We start from the raw sequence: 19539 nt of genomic DNA, 5'->3' as shown, positions 1-19539 counted from the left end.
AAGGGCAGGGGCGGCTATGCTGAACTCAGGAGGCGGGCCCGTGCGGTGGCGGGGCTCGCAGGCCGACTGGGAGGTGCCGAGATGAAGATGACCCCCTACCCGATGTTCGAGGGTCGTTGCGAGTCGGCTGGCTGACCGGCGGGGGCTCGGACGACGACGCCCCGCACGGGCGGGGCGTCGTCATGAGGGCCGGAGCGGGCTCAGCTCTCGTCGTCGGACTCGCTGATCTCGGCTTCCGTGCTGGCCACCGTGGTGCCGGTTTCGCCGCTCTGCAGTGCCGCCAGCACCGGCTCGGCCTGGCGCTGGAAGGCCACCAGGGCATCGCCGCTGAGGCTCTGGCTCTCCGGCAGTTCGACCTTCATGGCGTCCACCTGGCGGTTGTTGACCAGCACCTCGTAATGCAGGTGGGGGCCGGTGCTGCGGCCGGTGTTGCCGGACAGGGCGATGCGCTCGCCGCGGGTCACCCGGTCGCCGCGACTGACCAGCGGCCGCGACAGGTGCAGGTAGCGGGTCTTGTAGCCGTTGTCATGCCGGACGACGATGTAACGGCCGGCCGCCGGATGATTGCCGACCTTCTCCACGCGGCCGTCGGCGGGCGCATTGACCGGCGTGCCACTCGGCATGGCGAAGTCGGTGCCCTTGTGGGGGCTGATGCGCCCGGTCACCGGGTGGTGGCGACGCGGGTTGAATGGCGAGCTCAGGCGGTAGTGGCCAGCGAAGGGCCGCCGGTCGAAGGCCGGGTCGAGACTGGCGCCATCCGGGGTGTAGAAGCGGTTGTCCTCGCGGTTGCGCACCAGGGTCAGATCCATGCGCGCGCCGTCGTAGTTGACCGCCAGCACCCGCGGGTCGAGGCTCTCGCCGTCGATGATGTCGGATTCCACCAGCACCTGAAAACGATCGCCGCGACGGGTGTCGCGGCGGAAGTCCAGTTTCTTTTCGAGTACCCGGGCGAGCTCGACCACCTCGGCGCTGGTCAGGCCCGTGGCCTGTGCCGAGCGGGCGAAGCTGCCGCTGACCGTCCCGGCATAGAGCCGCTGGGTGGCCTCGCCGGCGCGCTCGATGGTCGCCACGTCGACGCCTTGCTCGCCACGCTCGACCAGGTAGCCGTCCCGGGCGTTCTCCATCAGGCGCAGGGCGAGCAGCTCGCCCTCGGCGTCGAGCTGGTACTCGAAGTGGCTGCCGACCCGCCAGTGGGTCAGCAGGCGCGGCTCGGGCATCGCCTCCAGCAGGGTCATGACCTCGCTGTAGCCCATGCCCAGGTGCTCCTGGGCCATGATCGCGAAGGTATCGCCTTGCTGGACAGTGTAGGTTTGCCATTCGGGGACATAGGGCTCGTTGGCGGCGATCTCTTCCTCGAAGAGGATCGGGCCCTCGTCGAACAGCTCGAGCTCGTCCTCGGAGACCTCCTCGTAGGAGGTGGCGTCGGCCACCAGGCGCTCGTTGGATGCAAGCATGCCGCTGGCCACGGTGCCGAGCACGATGGCCATGTGGCGGGCGCCCTCGTCCAGGCCCGAGGAGGCGGTGTCCGTGGCCTCGCGCTGCGCGTCGTCGCCCGCGGCAAGCGCCGGCCTGGCCCGGGCCGTCTCGATGAAGTCGAGGTCGACGATCTCGGAGGCGGTCAACTGCGACAGGGGCACGGGTTCGCGGGTGGCATCCATGGCCCGGGAAGCCACCTGGATGGCCTTGGCGACCGGTTCGCGATCGAGAGACAGCGAGGGCACGCCCGGGGAGGCATTGGCGTCGAGGGGAACCAGGACGGTGTCTAGGGGGTGCCGGTCATGCCGGGCATCCTCGACCGAGGTGAGAATCTTGTGGGCGCCCAGCACAGTGACCATGGTGGCAACGGGTAACAACAGTAACTTGTGCGTGCGGGGCAGCGAATGGAGGATTCGCATCATGTGATTGGCCGTAATAAAAAAGGTGTATAGAACATAGAAAAAGGCAATAGAACGATAACCTATGATGGTTAGAGTGCCTAGTCTGTACACCCATACAGTAATCCGCCGAGCCCCTTGCCTCAGGCAGTGAGGGGCCGGCGGTTCGATAGCGAACACTGTTTACTAAGACCGACGATGACACGACTCGCGCCGGCTTGGCAACCCCCGGGGTACGACGTCAGGAGGCGGTGAAGGTGCCATCGCGATAGTCGTGCATGGCCTGTTCGAGCTCATGGCGATGGTTCATCACGAAGGGGCCGTAGTGGGCGATCGGCTCCCCATGGGGCTCACCGGCGAGCAGCAGGGCCTCGGCTCCGCTATCGCTGGCGAGGGACAGCCGCTCGCCGGGGCCGAGGCGCACCAGCTCGCCGCGCGAGACGGCCTCGTCGGCCACCGCCAGGCGGCCGTCGAAGACGAACACCAGCAGGGTGGTCGCGGCGTTCTCCAGCTCGAGGCCGCCGCCGGCCGCGAGGCGCAGGTGAGCCACCGCCCCCCGGCCCGCCAGGGCCTCGAGGGGGCCGCGTGTCGTCTCGCCGTCGGCGAGCCGCCAGTCGCCGCCCAGGGCGATGAGCTCGGCGCCGGGCCTGGCGAGATGCGCCATCTCGGCGGCGCGGACATCGCGATAGGTGGGCGTGGACAGCTTGTCCCGGGCCGCCAGGTTGAGCCACAACTGGAAGGCATGCAGGCCCCGCTCGTCGGTGAAGGGCGTCTCGCCGTGGATGATACCGCGTCCGGTGTGCATCCACTGGGCATCGCCGGCGCCGATGCTGCTGTGGTGTCCCAGGTGGTCCTCGTGGCGCAGGCCGCCTCGCAGGGCGTAGGTGAGGGTCTGGATGCCGCGATGCGGGTGCGGGGGAAACCCGCCGATGTCGTCGTCATCGGCGGCGGCTTCCAGCTCGTCGAGCATCAGGAAGGGATCCAGCCCGCCGCCGAAGTCGTGGAGGCGGCGGATCGCGACGCCGTCGCCGTCCTGGCTGGGTTGGCTGCTTAGCCGCCGCGCGATGCGGCGGGTCGTGGCGCTGGCCGGCATGGCTTGTCTCCTGTCAGGGGATCGATGACTGGCATTCTAGGCCGATTTTTTCGAAGATTAAGCGCATCATTTCGCGCAATCTGTTCGAGGAATTCGAAAATGTCCCGCGTCACCCTTGCCCAGTGGCAGATGCTCGCCGCGGTGGTGGACCATGGCGGCTTCGCCCGCGCCGCCGAGGCCATCCACAAGAGCCCCTCGACCCTCAACCATGCGGTGCACAAGCTCGAGGAGCAGCTCGGCGTGGCGGTGCTGGAGCCGGTGGGGCGCCAGGTGCGGCTGACCGAGGCCGGCGAGATGCTGCTGCGCCGGGCGCGCCAGCTGATCGAGAACGCCGACTCCCTGGAGGATGTGGCCACGCGGCTGGCCGAAGGGCTGGAGGCGGAGATCGTGCTGGCCATCGACCAGATCTTTCCCCCGGACGCCCTGGCCCGGGCCCTCGAGTCGTTCTCCGCGACCTATCCCCATGTGCGCGTACAGCTCCACGAGACGGTGCTCAACGGCGGCGTCGAGATGCTCCAGGACGGCCAGGCCGACCTGCTGGTCTCGGGCCTGGCCGCCCGCGGCTTCCTGGGTGAGCCACTGGTGACGGTCGGCTTCATCGCCGTCGCCCACCCCGACCATCCGCTGCATCGCCTGGGGCGGGTGCTGGACCTGCGTGACCTGGAGCAGTACCGCCAGTTGGTGGTGCGCGATTCCGCCCAGCGCCAGTCGCTGGATGCCGGCTGGCTGAAGGCCGAGCAGCGCTGGACAGTGAGCCATCTCGACACCTCCATCGACATGCTCGAGCGCAACCTCGGCTTCGCCTGGGTGCCCGAGACCCGCATCCTCGACGCCCTGCAGGCCGGGCGCCTGAAGCCGCTGCCGCTGGCGGCCGGCGGCGTGCGCGAGGTGCCGATCCAGCTGATCCATCGCGACCAGGACCGTGCCGGGCCGGCCACCCGAGCCATGGCCGGGCATCTGCAGGAAGCCGTCACGGCCTGCGCGCCTCCGAGTCGGTTCGAAAAGATCGAATGATTGTCGGCAAATTGTGCGCTTGAGCTTCGATTTTATTGGCTTACGCTGGAGGTAACCCTTACCAGTAGCGAGGAGGCCGAGATGGGGCTCTTGATCGACGGACAATGGCATGACCAGTGGTACGACACCAAGCAGCACGGCGGGGAGTTCGTTCGCGAATCCGCGAAGCTGCGCGATTGGGTCACCGCCGACGGGGCACCGGGACCGGATGGCCAGCCGGGTCGGCCCGCCGAGGCGGGGCGCTACCACCTCTACGTGTCCCTGGCCTGCCCCTGGGCCCACCGCACGCTGATCATGCGGCGCCTCAAGGGGCTCGCGGGGCTGATCGGCGTGTCGCACACCAGCCCGCTGATGCTCGACCAGGGGTGGACCTACCACCAGGACGAGGGCTCCAGCGGCGATCCGCTCAATGGCGTCGACTACCATCGCGAGCTCTATACCCTCACCGATCCCCATTACACTGGCCGCGTCACGGTGCCGGCCCTGTGGGACAGGCGGGACGGCCGGATCGTCAACAACGAGTCGGCGGATCTGGTGCGCATGCTCAACGGGGCCTTCGATGAGCTCACCGGCAACCGGCTCGACTTCTATCCGGCGGATCTGCGCGAGACCATCGATGCCGTCAATGCCGATGTCTACGACCACGTCAACAACGGGGTCTACAAGGCCGGCTTCGCCACCGAGCAGGACGTCTACGAGAAGCACGTCGCGGCGTTGTTCGCGGCCCTGGACCGGCTGGAGACCCGGCTGGCCGAGTGGCGCTACCTGGCCGGCGAGTGGCTCACCGAGGCGGATATCCGCCTGTTCACCACCCTGGTGCGCTTCGATGCCGTCTATCACGGCCACTTCAAGTGCAACCTGCGGCGCATCGAGGACTACCCGAACCTGTCGAACTACCTGCGCGAGCTCTACCAGTGGCCGGGCATCCGGGAGACGGTGGATTTCGAGCATATCAAGCGCCACTACTACTACAGCCACGACACCATCAATCCGACCCGCATCGTGCCCGCCGGCCCGCAGCTCGACCTCGACCGCCCCCATGACCGCGAACGCCTGCCGGGTCGGGGGATTCGCGAGAAGGGGTGATGAGGGGCGAGGCGTGAGGAGTAAGGGGTTAACCCCTTACTCCATACGCCATACGCCATACGCCATACGCCATACTCCTTACTCCTTACTTCTCTCCCTTACCTCTGCTTCGCCAGCCAGCGATCCAGGGCATTGGCGAACTCACGGCGGTCCACGTCGGAGTAGCCCTTGGGCCCGCCGGTGTGCTCGCCGCTGGCACGCAGGGTCTCCATGAAGTCCCGCATCTGCACCCGGGCGCGGATATTGCTCTCGTTCAGCGCCTCGCCGCGGCTGGTCATCACGCTGGCGCCGCGCTCGATGGCGGCCATGGCCAGCGGCAGGTCCGAGGTGACGACCAGGTCGCCTGGCTGGAGGCGCTCGACGATCTCGTCGTCGGCGGCGTCGAAACCGTGGCTCACCGCCAGCCCCTTGACCCACTTCGAGGGCGGCAGGGGGACCTGGTGGTTGGCCACGAAGGTGGTCGGGGTGGCGGTACGCTCGGCGGCGCGCACGATGATGTCGCGGGCGATGCGCGGGCAGGCATCGGCGTCGACCCAGAGGTTCGGCATGTGGGCTCCTCGAAGATGTGATTGGATTGAGAGGGGCTCGGGGCTGATCCGTCGACAGGTCTACGAGGGGGCGCTGTGAACCCCTCCGTGGGCGCTACCGACGCCCTGCGGCGCTCTCGCGTCCCGCTCCGCTTGCAGGTCCGGTGCTGGCCATCCCTGGCCAGCCCGTTCGGAGGAATCCTCCTCACCCATGGCGTAGGACCCCCTCTGCGACCTGTCCGCGGCGCCCCTCGTCACGCCCCATGGCGATAGCGGGGAAAATGGAAAAGGCTGGCCAGCTCGGCGCGACGATGGTAACATGCGCGCTCCTCGCATGTGCTGACCCCACCATCATGACGATGCGACGCGCTCACGCCAGGTGAGCGCGATGATCGCAAAACGCCGGGCCCCGTGCCCCGCGCGTTCGAACTGTGAAGATGGAGCGCCAACGAGAATTCGCCACCCGGGCGAGTTCGGCGCAGACGGTCGCCACGACGGTTCGCCTGCCGAGCAGGTGTCAACCGGATGCCAGGTGCGACCGGCGTCCCCGACTCCGATGTAGTTGCCTTGCCGCGTGCAGGGGCCTGACCGTGTTGACCGCGTCAGGGGCGCCAATGATGTTTTTCGCCGGCCATGCCGGCCTACCAAGGTGTGATTCATGACCTCGACTTCTGTCGCCTCGCCGAGCTTCGGCGATCTGGCCCTGCTGCCTGACGTTCTCTCCGCCATCGAGACCCTCGGCTACGAGACCCCGTCGCCGATCCAGGCACAGACCATTCCGGCCCTGCTGGAAGGCCGCGACATGCTGGGCCAGGCCCAGACCGGCACCGGCAAGACCGCTGCCTTCGCCCTGCCGCTGCTCTCGCGGCTCGACCTCACGCGCCGCGTGCCCCAGGTGCTGGTGCTGGCCCCGACCCGCGAGCTGGCCCAGCAGGTGGCCGTGTCGTTCTCCAAGTACGGCCAGAACCTCAAGGGGCTGGAAGTGGCGACCCTGTGCGGTGGCCAGGAATACCGCGAGCAGCTCAGCGCCCTGCGGCGTGGCGCCCAGGTCGTGGTCGGGACCCCCGGCCGGGTCATCGACCACCTGGACCGCGGCAGCCTGAAGCTCGACGGCCTGTCCGCGCTGGTGCTCGACGAGGCCGACGAGATGCTGCGCATGGGCTTCATCGACGACGTCAAGCGCGTGGTGGCCGACACCCCGACCGACGCCCAGCGGGTGTTCTTCTCCGCCACCCTGCCCACCGAGATCGAGCGGATCGTCAACCGCTACCTGGTGGAGCCGGTCAAGGTGGCCATCGAGTCGCGTACCACCACCGGCGAGAACATCGAGCAGCGCCGGGTGCGCATCGACGGGGGCGCCAAGCTGGAAGCCCTGGCGCGCATCCTCGAGGTGGAGCCGGTGGACGGCGCCATCGTCTTCGTACGGACCCGCGCGGCCTGCACCACCCTGATGGAGCAGCTCTCCGCCCGCGGCGTGAACGTGGCCAGCCTGTCCGGCGACCTGGACCAGAGCCTGCGCGAGCGCACCATCACCCGCCTCAAGCGCGGCAAGGTCGACGTGCTGATCGCCACCGACGTGGCCGCCCGTGGCCTGGACGTGCCGCGCATCACCCACGTCATCAACTATGATCTGCCGCAGGATTCCGAGGCCTATACCCACCGCATCGGTCGTACCGGCCGAGCCGGCCGCGACGGCGTGGCGATCACCTTCGCCGGCAACCGCGAGAGCCGCAAGGTCGGCTGGCTGGAGCAGGCCACCGGCCAGAAGATGAGCGAGATGCCGCTGCCCGACGAGGCCGCCATCCGCGCCCATCGCGACCAGGTCTTCCACCACCGGGTGGTCGCCTCCCTGACCAAGGGCGCCGACGAGCAGCGGGCCCTGGTGGAGCGCCTGGTCGAGGAAGGCCATGACCCCGTCGAGCTGGCCTGCGCCTTCGCCGCCCTGGCCCGGGCCGACGAGGCGCCCATCGGCCGCCTCCAGGCGCCGCGCAAGGAGCGCAACGAGCGCAACGAGCGCAGCCCGCGTGACGGCAAGGCGCCGCGTCGCGAGGGCGGTCCCCGCGACCGTGCCCCCAGCGAGGGCATGACCCGCTACCGCGTCTCCGTGGGCCACAAGGACGGCGTCAAGCCCGGCCAGCTGGTCGGCGCGCTGGCCAACGAGGGCGGCATCGAGGGTAACCGCATCGGCCGGATCGACATCCGCAATGCATTCTCCGTCGTCGAGTTGCCGAACAGCCTGCCGTCCAGCATCCTGGCCAAGATGGCGCGTGCCCGGGTGGCCGGTCGTCCTCTGGAGATCAGCGAGGACCGTGCCCCCGATCGCGCTCCCCGTCGTCGCCGCGACGACGACCCGGTGCCCCGCCGCGAGCGGGCCTGAGCCGCGTCGCCGGGGTCTTTCCCCGGCGATGCCCGTAACGACAGCAGGCCGGGGGCTTCCCCCGGCCTGCTGTCGTTGAGATCGCCGATACCCTTCATTGCCCATGGGGAGGGAGCACGCATGTGGAAGCGCTTGCCGTTCCGGTTGCGCGGTTACCTGATCACCATGACCGGGGTGCTCCTGCTGTCGCCGGATGCCCTGCTGGTCAAGGACACCCAGGTGGACGTCGCCACCTTCATGTTCTGGCGGGGCCTGTTGCTGGGCGGGGTGCTGCTCGCCATTGCCGCGCTGCGCTACGGGCGCGCCCTGCCCGCGGCCCTGCGCGCCTGCGGGCCCGCCATCTGGTGGTGTCCGCTGGCCTTTGCCGGCAGTGCCTGGGCCTTCGTCATCGGCAACCGGCTGACTTCCGCCGGCAACGTGCTGGTGATGATGAACCTGGCGCCGCTGGTCGCCGGGCTGATCGGCCTGCTGTGCTTCGGCCAGCGGCTACGTCGCCAGACCTGGGTGGTGATCGGCATCTGCGTGACCGGGGCGAGCCTGATGGCGGCGGGGGAGGTCGGGCAGGGGAGCCTGCTGGGCCTGGCGGTGGCGCTGTTCGTGCCGGCCGCCATCGCCATCAACACCACCGTGGCCAGCGTCCAGAAGGGCGACCGCCAGCGCGGGGTCGACACCACGGTGGTGCTGCCGCTGGGCTGCCTGGCGATGCTCTTGCCCGCCATCCCGCTGGGCGGGGTGCAGCTGCCGTCGGCCGACGACATGCAGCGCATCGCCCTGATGGGCCTGCTGCTGCCCGCCGCCTACTTCCTGATCCAGACCGGGCCACGCTACCTGCCCGGGGCCGAGGTCAGCCTGGTGATGCTGCTCGAGACCCTGGTCGGGACCCTGCTGGTCTGGGCCTGGCTCGGTGAGGTGCCGACGCTGCTGGCCTTCGTGGGCGGGGGGCTGATCGTCGCCGCCATGCTGCTCAGCGGCCTGCGCGACCTGTATCGCCAGCGGCGCAAGGCCGCCGCCGGGGCCCCGGACGCCCAGCGTCTCCAGCAGAAGCTCGCCGAGCAGGAGAGTGCCGCCGAGGCCGGTGAGGCGACAGGCCACGGGGAGCCGGGCAGCGAGCGCCACTGAGACGAAGTGCCGTCGATGCGGCGACGAGACGCCCCTGTCGATGACGGTGGGGGCGTCGTCGTCTGGCTCAGAGCTCGCCGGTGATCAGCCGCTCGGCGAAGCGCCGCAGCACCGAGGAGGCCGCGGGCGCGGGTGTCACGGCCTCGATCAGGCTGTCGGCATCCTGTCCCTGCTCGGCCAGGACCTCGTGCTGGTGGCTCAGGTAGGCGCGCATCACCGGGGCGGTGAATTCCGGATGGAACTGCACGCTCCACTGCCGGGGCCCATAGCGCAAAGCCTGGTAGGCGTCATGGGCATTGTGGGCCAATACCTCGGCCCGTGGCGGAGCCTCGAGCACCGATTGGGCATGGGTCAGCTGGGCGGTGAAGGTGGTGGGCAGTTCGCCCAGCAGGCGATCGCCGCGGCCGGCCTCGGTCAGGGTGATCGCCTGGGTGCCGGTTTCCCGGCCGGCCGGATGGAAGCCGACCGTGCCGCCGCAGGCCGCGGCCATCAACTGGTGGCCATAGCAGACGCCGAGCATGGCGATATCCCGGTCGATGGCCTCGCGCAACCAGGGCAGCAGCGCCTCGCTCCAGGGCTCGGCGTCGCTGACCATGGCATGGGAGCCGGTGATCACCAGGCCGTCGAGGGTGTCCAGCGCGGGCGGGGCGCCGTCGCGGCGGGCATCGAAGACCGACAGGGACAGGGCGGGATGGCGCCTGGCCAGCGGCCGCAGCACGGCCAGGAAGAGCTCCTCGAAGTTGCCGTGGACCCGCGCCACGTCCTCGAAGGTATCACCGGTCTTGACGATCAGCAGTCGCGGCATCTCAGCGGGCCTCCGCCAGCTGCCGCCCCAGGGCCTGCATGAAGGCCACCCCGGCCTCGAGCTGCTCGATCTCGAGGTATTCGTCCGGCTGGTGGGCCTGACTGATGCTGCCCGGGCCGCAGATCACCGTGGACAGGCCGGCGCGCTGGAACTGGCCGGCCTCGGTGGCATAGGCCACCGCCCCGGAGGGTACCTCGCCGACCAGCGCCCGGCACAGGGCGAGCACCTCGGCGTTGTCGTCATCGGCCAGCGCGGGCACGGTGTTGGTGAGGCGCTCGGTGCGGATCCCCGTTTCCGGCGCCCGGGCATGCATCTCGGCCTGCAACTCGTCGGCGTAGGCCTCGACCCGAGCCAGCAGGTCCTCGAAGCGATCCCCCGGCAGGTGGCGCACCTCCCAGTCGAAGCTGCACTCCCGGGCCATGATGTTGATGGCGGTGCCGCCGGCGATCTTGCCCACGTGCAGGCTCGAGTGGGCGACGTTGAAGGCCTCGTCGACCCGGCCCTCGGCACGCAGCTCGGCCATCACGTCCTCGATGCGGGTCACCAGGCGGGCGGCGACGTGGATCGCCGAGACGCCCTGGTTGACTTGGCTGGAGTGGGCGGCGCGGCCGGTCACGGTGGTGCGCAGGTTGGTGCTGCCCTTGTGGGCCACCACGGGCTGCATCAGGGTCGGCTCGCCGACGAACACCGCCGCCGGCCGGGGATGGTCGGCCAGCAGCCGCTCGATCAGCCGCGGCGCGCCCAGGCAGCCGACCTCCTCGTCGTAGGAGAAGGCCAGGTAGAGGGGGCGCTCGAGGTCCAGGGTCACCCAGCGCGGCACCTCGGCCAGGGCGCAGGCGATGAAGGCCTTCATGTCGCAGGTGCCGCGGCCGTAGAGGCGGCCATCGCCGCCGTCGCGCAGCACGAAGGGGTCGCTGGACCAGGGCTGGCCGTCCACCGGCACCACGTCGGTGTGGCCGGACAGCACCACGCCACCCTCCACGGCCGGCCCGATCCGGGCCAGCAGGTTGGCCTTGGTGCCGTCGTCGTTGTCGACGCGCCAGTGCTCGACGCCGTGGCGGTCGAGATAGTCCTCGACGAAGGCGATCAGGTCCAGGTTCGAGTCACGCGAGACGGTGGCAAAGCCCACCAGGGTCTCGAGGAGCTGAGCGGCGTCGGTCATGGTCGGGCTCCGAATGGGGAAACGACTGCCAGCCTACCATGCCTCTCCCGGATAGGGAGATGGCCCGCGGCGCCACTCAGGCTCTCAGCAGGCGCGCCAGGCGGGGCAGGGGTGCGACCTCGCCGCGCAGCCAGGGCCCCAGCAGCCGGGTCGAGAGGGGAATGAACAGGAACACCATCACCGGGGTGAGCATCAGGGTGCTGGCCAGCACCCGCGGCACCAGGGGCAGGTCCGCCAGGGCCTCGCCGAACAGCAGCTGGAAGCCGAGCGAGACGGGAAAGAAGGCGAGCCAGATGGCGATGGCCTGCTTCCAGCGCGGCGGTGCGGCGCCGCCGGCCGGCTGGAACCAGTGATCCAGGCCAGTGGCGCGGTGCTCCTGGGGCGCTTCGAACAGGCCCTGGCCGCGGGCCAGCCAGGCCCGGCGCGAGGCGGAGTGCTCCCAAGTGGCGAGGGTCTCGGCGTCGCGGAAGCGGAAGATGATCTGGTACTCGTCATCGTCGGGGGGCGGGGCCAGCACGCCGGAGCCCAGGTAGCCGCCGAAGTCCGCGGCCAGTGCGCGGCCCTCGTCGAGCCAGGCGAGGAAATCCCGGTAGCGGCCGCGGGCCACGCGACGCGCCACCATCAGGGTGACGGGGTCAGAGGACATGGTGGTTCTCCTGATCGGTCAGGCGGCCCGGGTAGGGCCGCCGACGCTACAGCCGAGGGGTGTCTCCGCTGTCGAGGCGGGAGAATAATCTAGAAGACAATCTTTATCCACTCTGTTGGTCTGAAAGGTTGGCTTTCCATGGAATGGTCGTCTGGAAGTGGGGCATGTCCTCAGCGGGTCGTTGTGCGACCCGCCCGCCGCCGGACCGTTGCGACCAAGGTCTAGTCGGCCGGCAGGCAGGGGAGCTTGAAAGAAATGTCAGACATTTATATAGTAAGGTCGGATATTTCGGAGATCACCCTTGACGACGCTATCCCAGCTTCCGCTGCCGCCCGACGCCGGCGGGGCCCAGGCCCTGGCCACCACGCTGGCGCATGCCATCCTGTCGGGCCAATGGGCGAGCGGTGAGACCTTCCCCCGCGAGCGGGACCTGTGCGAGCACTTCTCGGCCAGTCGCAATCGCGTGCGCAACGCCCTCGCCGAGCTGAGCGGCAGCGGCCTGATCGAGCGCACCGCGGGGCGCGGCACGATGGTGCGCGATATCGAGGACTGGCATCTCCTCGACCCGCAGATGAGCGAGTGGATGGCCGGCCTCGAGGCGCCGCATCCGCAGCTGGTCCGGGAGGTCTTCGCCTTTCGCCTGTCCGCCGAGCCGTTCGTCAGCGAGCTCGCCGCCCTGGCGGCCACGGGCCAGGACCTGGCGCGGATCGAATCGGCGCTGGTCGGGATGTGCGACACTGCCGCCGACCCGGCGCGTCGAGAGGAACATGCCGACCATGACGTCGCCTTTCACGATGCCATCTACCGCGCCAGCCACAACCTGGTCTGGCGCCAGATGGGACTGCTGCTGCGGCCCTCCATCATCGCCCTGATCCAGCACTCCCATCACCAGGCCGGCTCCCTGGACGACAGCCTGGAGCGTCATCGCCAGGTCTTCGACGCCATCCGCCTGCGGGATCCCGAGGCGGCTCGCGACGCCACGGAGCGTGTCCTGGCGCGCACCGCCGCCGACCTCGGCGTCGAGCCCGGCACGCGCCCGCTGACGCGTCCGGCCTCGCTGAACGACTGACCCGCGGCCGCGCCACGGCGCGCCACGGCGCGGCCATCGCCACTTGCCCCACCCGAGGACCCACCCCATGAAGATCACCCGACTCAAGACCTGGCAGGTGCCGCCCCGCTGGCTGTTCCTCAAGATCGAGACCGACGAGGGCTGCTATGGCTGGGGCGAGCCGGTCATCGAGGGCCGCGCCGCCACGGTGGAGGCGGCCGTGCACGAGCTTTCCGACTACCTGGTCGGACAGGACCCGCGCCATATCGAGCACCTCTGGAACGTGATGTATCGCGCCGGCTTCTATCGTGGCGGCCCGATCCTGATGTCGGCCATCGCCGGCATCGACCAGGCGCTCTGGGACCTCAAGGGCCGCGACCTGGGCGTGCCCGTGCACCAGCTGCTGGGCGGCCCGGTGCGCGACCGGATGCGCATGTATGCCTGGACCGGCGGCGACCGGCCCGGCGACGTGGGCGCCGGCGCCCGTGCCCTGGTCGACCAGGGCTTCACCGCCTTCAAGATGAACGGCACGCCGGAGATGCAGATCGTCGACTCCCACCGCAAGGTCGATGAGGCCGTGGCCCGGGTCGCCGAGGCCCGGGACGCCGTGGGACCGGACGTCGGCATCGGCATCGACTTCCATGGCCGCGTGCATCGCCCGATGGCCAAGGCCCTGCTGCGCGAGCTGGAGCCCTTCCACCCGATGTTCGTCGAGGAGCCGGTGGCCCCCGAGCACCTGCCGTGCCTCAAGCAGATCGCCGGCGGCCTGGGCTACCCGCTGGCCACCGGCGAGCGCCTGCACACCCGCTTCGAATTCCGCGACCTGCTGGCCGACGGCATGATCGACATCGTCCAGCCGGATCTCTCGCACTGCGGGGGCATCAGCGAGGGCCTCAAGATCGCCGCCCTGGCCTCCGCCCATGACGTGGCCCTGGCGCCGCATTGCCCGCTGGGGCCCTTGACCCTGGCCACCTCGCTGCACGTGGATGCGGTCTGCCACAACGCCTTCATCCAGGAGCAGAGCATGGGCATCCACTACAACAAGGACAATGACGTGCTCGACTACCTGGTCGACAAGTCGGCGCTGGCCATCGAGGATGGCTTCTGCGCCATTCCCCAGGGGCCGGGGCTGGGCGTCGAGATCGACGAGGCCTTCGTCGAGGAGCGCGCCAAGGTGGGCCACCGCTGGCGCAACCCGGTATGGACCCACGAGGACGGCTCGGTGGCCGAGTGGTAAGACGCGAGGTGTCAGGAGTGAAGAGTGAGGGGAGAGATATGAGTGTCAGCTTCAACGACCCGACCTTCGGCGACCCGAAGGGCCAGCCCCTGGTGGTCGATGGAGGACGAGCATGAGCGTCTCGGCCGACGCGAGCGTCTCCCCGGCCTGGATCGCCGTGGACTGGGGCTCCAGCAACCTGCGGGCCTGGGCGCTGGATGCCGACGACCGGGTCATCGCCGAGGGCAGCGCGCCGCGCGGCATGCTGGGCCTGGCCGCTGACGAGTTCGAGGGGGCGCTGCTGGCGGTGATCGGTGACTGGTTGCCGCCGGCGGCGGGGCACCGGCCGACCGAGGTGCTGGTGTGCGGCATGGCCGGGGCCCGCCAGGGCTGGGTCGAGGCCGCCTACCTGCCGCTGGATGCCGGGGCGACCGATACCCTCGGGCGTCTCGGCGGCCAGCTGACCCCGGTGACCACCCGCGATGCCCGCCTGCGCGTGCGGATCGTGCCGGGGCTCTGTCGGCACGCCGCGCCGGACGGCGGCGAGGCCTTCGACGTGATGCGCGGCGAGGAGACCCAGTTGTCCGGCCTGGTCGCCGGCCATCCCGACTTCAGCGGCGCCGTCTGCCTGCCGGGTACCCACGCCAAGTGGGTGCGCCTCGAGGCGGGCCGCATCACGGGCTTCACCACCTTCATGAGCGGCGAGCTCTACCAGCTGCTCAGCCGGGATTCGGTGCTGAAGCATTCGCTTCACGCCGATGACCTCGACGACGCGGCGCAGCGCGCGGCCTACCTGGACGGCATCGACACCGCCATGGCCTCGCCCGAGCGCCTGAGTGCCGAGCTGTTCGGCATCCGGGCCCGGGACCTGCTCGATGCCTCGCTGCCCCGCGATGCCCGGCGTGGCGAAAGGCTGGCGGCGCGCCTGTCCGGCCTGGTGCTGGGCCTCGAGCTGGCCGGTGCCACCGCAACGCTGGCCCCCGGCAGCCCCGTCGTGCTGATCGGTGCCGAGGCGCTGTGCCGGCGCTACCGGATCGCCCTCGAGCACCGGGGCTTCGTGGTCGACGAGCACGCCAATGCCGACATGATCCTGGCCGGCCTGGGGCGCATCCACCACGCCACGCCGCCCGCAACCCCCTGAGGCGCGGCCGCCCGGCCGCCCCGAGACTGCAAGGAGCTTGTATGAGCCTGCCACTGGTCGCCATCCTGCGCGGCGTCACGCCGGACGAGGTCATCGCCATCGCCGAAGCCGTCATCGACGCCGGCATCACCCGCATCGAGGTGCCGCTCAACTCGCCCGAGCCCCTGGAGAGCCTCCGCCGCCTGGCGGCGCACGCTGCCGAGCGCGGCGGCGAGGAGATCCTGGTGGGGGCCGGCACCGTGCTGACGGCCGAGCAGGTGCGCGAGGTACACGCCGCCGGCGGTCGCCTGATCGTCTCGCCGAACATGAACGAGGCGGTGATCGGCGAGAGCCGGCGTCTCGGGATGGTCTCCCTGCCCGGTATCGTCACCCCCACCGAGGCCTTCGCGGCCCTGGCGGCGGGGGCCTCCGGCCTCAAGCTGTTCCCCGCCTCCCAGGTCGGTATCGCCAACATGAAGGCGATGATGGCCGTGCTGCCCGCGGGCACCGAGCTCTATGCGGTGGGCGGCATCGGCAGCGACAACTTCGCCGACTGGCGCGCCGCCGGCGTGCACGGGGCGGGCCTGGGGACCGCCCTCTATACGCCGGGACTGACGGCCGCCGAGGTGAGCGAGCGGACCCGCGCGCTGGTCACGGCCTGGCAGCAGGCACTCTGACACGCCCCGAGAGGAGAACCCCGAGCATGAGCGAGTCCCCGTCCAACGAGACCTTGCCGCCCGGCCCGTGCCTCGGCCAGGCGCAACTGCTGATCGACAGTCGCTGCGCGCTGGGCGAGGGCCCCGGCTGGGACGCTGGGCGCAGCGAGCTACGCTGGCTGGATATCCTGGCCGGCGAGCTGCACCGTGCCCGCGGCGATGGCCGTGAGCATCGCGTCACCCGGCTGGATCGCCGGACCTCCTACGCGGCGCTGACCCGCGACGGCGACTACCTGCTGGTGGCGGAGAACCGGCTGTCGCGCTTCGACCCGCAGACCGGCGAGACCCGCGCCTTCCTGCCCTTCGAGACCGACAACCCCGTCACCCGCAGCAACGATGCCCGCGTCGACACCCATGGCAGCCTGTGGCTCTCCACCATGGGGCTCGGCGCCGAGGCGGGCGCCGGCAGCCTCTATCGCCTGCATCGCGGCGAGCTCACCTGCCTGCGCCGGGGGCTGACCATCCCCAACGCCCTGTGCTTCTCGCCCGACGGCCGCCACGCCTATTTCAGCGACACCGCGACCGGCTGGGTGATGCGCTGGACGCTGGACGACCAGGGCTTCCCCGCGCGCGTCCAGGATGGCGCCTTCGCGGAGCCCGAGCCCTGGGCCGACCTGCGCGATTCGGGGGGCGGCCCCGACGGAGCCGTGATGGATAGCGAGGACTGCCTGTGGCTCGCCCTGTGGGGCGCCGGGCGCGTGGCCCGGCTGAGCCCCGAGGGCGACGAGATCGCCCACGTGAGGGTGCCCGCGCGCCAGCCCTCCTGCCCGGTGTTCGGCGGCGCGAACCTCACCACCCTCTATGTCACCACGGCCCGGGAGGGCATGGCGGCCCCGGCGGAGGCGGATGGCGGCGTCTTCGCCATCGAGCTGGCCGAGCGCCTGCCCGGCTGCCATGGGGCCGTGGAGCCTGCGCTGCGTCTCGCCTGAGCCCCACGCGACGGACCGCGTGAGCTACACCGGCCCGACCTCCGCGCCCCAGGGCCGTCCCCTGGGGTGACTCCCGCCCCCGGGAGACGGCTGGCCGTAGCCTGACCCGCGAGGCGGTGCTCGCGGCTCCGAATGACGCCCTCTGAAGACGAGCCGATGGGCCTCTTCCGCTGCCTGCCGCGCGCTGGCGACCGGTCATGTCCACCCCATCGACATGTCATCACGACATGGTTAAAAATCGCCGTTTTTTCGACACGTCGGCGGGACATGTCGATGGTATCGACATGTCGGGACACCTGGTCGCGCCCCCCTCGGGCCGCCGGAACCTGAAACAGCGTGGCGGCTTATTTTAGGCTCGGGCCAAAACTAAAATAAGGCGCCGACATGGCCGGCGCGGGTCCGCTCTGGCAGCCGGCACCGATTGGCGCCCCGGGGCGCTGCGGCGTAGCATGACGGCTCTATGAATCCACGGGCAGTTGCCCACTTGCATAACAAGAGGGCATAAGCCTCAGGTTTCGGCAGACGGCAGGGACAGGGACGACGATGAGCACCCATAGCCAGGCATCTCTGGTCATCCACCAGCATGGTGAGCACTCCGTGGAGGTGCGGCTGGATGCCGATCAGGAGACGGTCTGGCTGAGCCAGCGGCAGATGGCAGAGGTCTTCGATACCTCACACCGATAACATTAGCCTGCACTTGAAAAACATCTATGCCGATGCGGAGCTGGATGAAACGGCAACTACCGAGGAATCCTCGGTAGTTCGTCAGGAAGGGCGAGGGCGGGTGAGGCGGCGCGTCAGGCATTACAACCTTGATGCCATCATCTCGGTCGGGTACCGGGTCAACTCCCGGCGCGCCGTGCAGTTCCGCCAGTGGGCCACACGAGTGCTGCCTGAGCACCTCATCTACAGCGCCTCGTAGACTTCCAGCGAGAGCATCGCCACTGACGGGGCCTTGGCGCGGGTGATGATCAACGGCGCATGATAATCACAGGCCCGTCGCATGGTTTGGGTTCGGTGAGTGCGAACGGAATGTATAGCTGAAGATCTGCAAGGCTTGGGTGATGGTGCCATCAGGCTGAGGGCCCCCGTTGCATCAACCGCATCGAGGCCAGCGTGCTGCTGGGGCTGGTGGTCCACAACGGCTGGTTGGGCAACGCCGTGCTGACGGCCTGACCGAACCCGTCACACACCAGGGTTGGCTTGTGCATCAGGAACTTTGGAAAGTGGGCGCTGTATCAAGGGCGCTGACAAGTTCCATGCAACCGAAAAACAGGAGCCAATCGAGATGCACAAGCCCCATTCGCTCTCCTGGGTGATGAGCCTGGTGCTATTGCTGATGGTGGCAACGCCAGCCTTTGCCGAGCCAAGACTGCCAGACTTCACGGAACTGGTCGACAAGGCGGCGCCGGCCGTGGTTAACATCTCCACCTCTCGCAAGGTCGAGAGGTCCATGACCTCCTCCCGGCAGTTCGGGGGACAGGAGGTGCCGGAAATTTTCCGCCACTTCTTCGGTGACCGCTTCCCGATGCCCCCGGGCGGTGGTCCCAATCGCGGTGACGAGCAGCGTCAGTCACTGGGCTCGGGCTTCATCTTCGATGAGGACGGCTACATCATGACCAACGCCCATGTGGTCAAGGATGCCGACGAGATCCTGGTACGCCTCAACGACCGCCGTGAACTCGAGGCAGAACTGGTCGGTGCCGACGAGAAGACCGACGTGGCGGTCCTCAAGGTCGAGGCGAACAACCTGCCCACTCTGGAGCTGGGCAAGTCCACCAACCTCAAGGTCGGGCAATGGGTCGCCGCCATCGGCTCTCCTTTCGGCTTCGATCACTCTGTGACGTCTGGGATCATCAGTGCCATCAACCGCACCCTGCCTCAGGACGTCTACGTCCCCTTCATCCAGACCGACGTGGCGATCAACCCGGGCAACTCGGGCGGACCGCTGTTCAACCTCGACGGCGAAGTCGTGGGTATCAATTCCCAGATCCTGACCCGTAGCGGCGGCTACATGGGCCTCTCCTTTGCCATCCCTATCGATGTGGCCATGGATGTCGCCAACCAGCTGCGTGAACAAGGCTACGTGAGTCGTGGCTGGCTGGGCGTCAGCATCCAGCCGGTGTCCGAGGACTTGGCGGAATCCTTCGGCATGGAGCAGGCCAAGGGCGCCTTGATCGCCGAGCTTGACTCCAGTGGCCCCGCGGCCGAGGGTGGCCTTGAGGCCGGTGACGTCATCCTCGAAGTGAACGGCCAGAAGGTAGACCACTCCACCACTTTGCCACGCTTGGTCGGTGACACGGCCCCTGGCGAAGAGGTTGAGCTCTCCGTATTGCGCAATGGCCAGCGAGAGACCATCACGGTAGAGGTTGGCGAGTGGCCGAATGCTGGCCCCGGTCAAGCCGACGGTGACCCGGTTCGACTCGGCATCGCGGTTCAGCCATTGAACGAGATGGAGAAGCGCCGGCTCGGTATCGAGCACGGGGTACGCGTCGTCAAGGTCGATCCGACCGGCCACGCCGCCGCTGCTGGTATCCTTCCCGGGGATGTCCTGGTCCGCCTGGGCAACCAACCCGTGGAGGGTCCCGAGCAGCTCAAAGAGATGCTGGCTAACCTGCCGGACGATCAACCGGTCCCAGTGCTCCTCAATCGCGACGGCCAGGCCTACTTCGTGGCCTTTCGGCTGGGCAACGACGGCTGATACTGGCTGAGGTGGAACCTGTAGGGTACCGGCCACGTTATCAACCGGTACCCTACTGATATTTTTTCAACTTTCTATTTTCTCGGCGATTTCCAAGGCGTCACTA

The 19539-nt window shown here is 69.0% G+C and carries 19 protein-coding genes; 12 read left to right on the top strand and 7 right to left on the bottom strand.

Annotated elements, in window-relative coordinates; all coding sequences use genetic code 11:
* Positions 1-200: 200 nt before the first annotated feature.
* Together OCT48_RS13485 and OCT48_RS13480 are read right to left on the bottom strand one after the other, a co-directional pair.
* Positions 201-1898: a peptidoglycan DD-metalloendopeptidase family protein gene (locus OCT48_RS13485; protein ID WP_263589650.1), complete on the bottom strand. Its 1698-nt coding sequence runs from the start codon at positions 1896-1898 to the stop codon at positions 201-203.
* Between the two features lie 217 nt (positions 1899-2115).
* Positions 2116-2967 carry a pirin family protein gene (locus OCT48_RS13480; protein ID WP_263589649.1) on the bottom strand — a complete coding sequence of 284 codons (852 nt, stop codon included), beginning with the start codon at positions 2965-2967 and terminating at the stop codon, positions 2116-2118.
* Positions 2968-3066: 99 nt separating this feature from the next.
* Between OCT48_RS13480 and OCT48_RS13475 the strand changes: the two genes are divergently transcribed.
* The gene (locus OCT48_RS13475) at positions 3067-3981 is read left to right on the top strand and encodes a LysR family transcriptional regulator (protein WP_263589648.1); all 915 of its coding nucleotides are present in this window, start codon (positions 3067-3069) and stop codon (positions 3979-3981) included.
* 81 nt (positions 3982-4062) lie between these two features.
* Entirely contained in the window at positions 4063-5067 is a 1005-nt protein-coding gene (locus tag OCT48_RS13470) for a glutathione S-transferase family protein (protein WP_263589647.1), read from the top strand.
* Positions 5068-5165: 98 nt separating this feature from the next.
* Here the strand turns inward: OCT48_RS13470 and OCT48_RS13465 are convergent, their stop codons facing one another.
* A complete protein-coding gene (locus OCT48_RS13465) occupies positions 5166-5615 on the bottom strand; it encodes a YaiI/YqxD family protein (RefSeq protein WP_263589646.1) in 450 nt (149 codons plus the stop codon).
* A gap of 637 nt (positions 5616-6252) precedes the next feature.
* On the opposite strand from OCT48_RS13465, the gene OCT48_RS13460 reads away from it, so the two are divergent.
* Together OCT48_RS13460 and OCT48_RS13455 are read left to right on the top strand one after the other, a co-directional pair.
* Entirely contained in the window at positions 6253-7971 is a 1719-nt protein-coding gene (locus OCT48_RS13460; RefSeq protein ID WP_263589645.1) for a DEAD/DEAH box helicase, read from the top strand.
* Positions 7972-8091: 120 nt separating this feature from the next.
* Positions 8092-9090: a DMT family transporter gene (locus OCT48_RS13455; RefSeq protein ID WP_263589644.1), complete on the top strand. Its 999-nt coding sequence runs from the start codon at positions 8092-8094 to the stop codon at positions 9088-9090.
* A 67-nt stretch (positions 9091-9157) separates the two neighbouring features.
* On the opposite strand, the gene OCT48_RS13450 is transcribed toward OCT48_RS13455, so the two are convergent.
* From OCT48_RS13450 to OCT48_RS13440, 3 genes are all read right to left on the bottom strand, one after another.
* Complete coding sequence (locus OCT48_RS13450) at positions 9158-9895, bottom strand: glutamine amidotransferase (RefSeq protein ID WP_263589643.1); 738 nt, start codon at positions 9893-9895, stop codon at positions 9158-9160.
* Between the two features lies 1 nt (position 9896).
* Positions 9897-11057 carry an acetylornithine deacetylase gene (gene argE, locus OCT48_RS13445; RefSeq protein ID WP_263589642.1) on the bottom strand — a complete coding sequence of 387 codons (1161 nt, stop codon included), beginning with the start codon at positions 11055-11057 and terminating at the stop codon, positions 9897-9899.
* 76 nt (positions 11058-11133) lie between these two features.
* Positions 11134-11703, bottom strand: a complete 570-nt coding sequence (locus OCT48_RS13440) for an antibiotic biosynthesis monooxygenase (RefSeq protein ID WP_263589641.1) — start codon at positions 11701-11703, stop codon at positions 11134-11136.
* Positions 11704-12004: 301 nt separating this feature from the next.
* Here OCT48_RS13440 and OCT48_RS13435 point away from each other — a divergent pair, with 301 nt between their 5' ends.
* From OCT48_RS13435 to rhuM, 7 genes are all read left to right on the top strand, one after another.
* Positions 12005-12772: a FadR/GntR family transcriptional regulator gene (locus OCT48_RS13435; protein WP_263589640.1), complete on the top strand. Its 768-nt coding sequence runs from the start codon at positions 12005-12007 to the stop codon at positions 12770-12772.
* 67 nt (positions 12773-12839) lie between these two features.
* Positions 12840-13988 carry a galactonate dehydratase gene (gene dgoD / locus OCT48_RS13430; RefSeq protein ID WP_263589639.1) on the top strand — a complete coding sequence of 383 codons (1149 nt, stop codon included), beginning with the start codon at positions 12840-12842 and terminating at the stop codon, positions 13986-13988.
* A gap of 112 nt (positions 13989-14100) precedes the next feature.
* On the top strand, positions 14101-15108 hold the full coding sequence (locus OCT48_RS13425; protein WP_263589638.1) for a 2-dehydro-3-deoxygalactonokinase: 1008 nt from the start codon (positions 14101-14103) through the stop codon (positions 15106-15108).
* A gap of 41 nt (positions 15109-15149) precedes the next feature.
* The gene (locus tag OCT48_RS13420; RefSeq protein WP_263589637.1) at positions 15150-15764 is read left to right on the top strand and encodes a 2-dehydro-3-deoxy-6-phosphogalactonate aldolase; all 615 of its coding nucleotides are present in this window, start codon (positions 15150-15152) and stop codon (positions 15762-15764) included.
* 26 nt (positions 15765-15790) lie between these two features.
* On the top strand, positions 15791-16732 hold the full coding sequence (locus OCT48_RS13415; protein WP_263589636.1) for an SMP-30/gluconolactonase/LRE family protein: 942 nt from the start codon (positions 15791-15793) through the stop codon (positions 16730-16732).
* A gap of 543 nt (positions 16733-17275) precedes the next feature.
* The gene (locus OCT48_RS13410) at positions 17276-17416 is read left to right on the top strand and encodes a hypothetical protein (RefSeq protein ID WP_263589635.1); all 141 of its coding nucleotides are present in this window, start codon (positions 17276-17278) and stop codon (positions 17414-17416) included.
* Positions 17417-17516: 100 nt separating this feature from the next.
* Positions 17517-17654 carry a RhuM family protein gene (rhuM, locus tag OCT48_RS19615; protein WP_412031050.1) on the top strand — a complete coding sequence of 46 codons (138 nt, stop codon included), beginning with the start codon at positions 17517-17519 and terminating at the stop codon, positions 17652-17654.
* Here the strand turns inward: rhuM and OCT48_RS13405 are convergent.
* Complete coding sequence (locus OCT48_RS13405) at positions 17639-17737, bottom strand: type II toxin-antitoxin system Phd/YefM family antitoxin (RefSeq protein ID WP_263589634.1); 99 nt, start codon at positions 17735-17737, stop codon at positions 17639-17641. The two genes, rhuM and OCT48_RS13405, sit on opposite strands and share 16 nt — an antisense overlap.
* 283 nt (positions 17738-18020) lie before the next feature.
* Here OCT48_RS13405 and OCT48_RS13400 point away from each other — a divergent pair, with 283 nt between their 5' ends.
* Positions 18021-19433, top strand: coding sequence for a DegQ family serine endoprotease (locus tag OCT48_RS13400; protein WP_263589633.1), 1413 nt, complete (start codon positions 18021-18023; stop codon positions 19431-19433).
* Positions 19434-19539 lie beyond the last annotated feature (106 nt).

The sequence above is a fragment of the Halomonas sp. M4R1S46 genome, assembly GCF_025725685.1.
GTDB lineage: Bacteria > Pseudomonadota > Gammaproteobacteria > Pseudomonadales > Halomonadaceae > Halomonas.
Note: the sequence above shows the minus strand (reverse complement) of the source record. Positions and strands in the feature narration are given on the sequence as shown.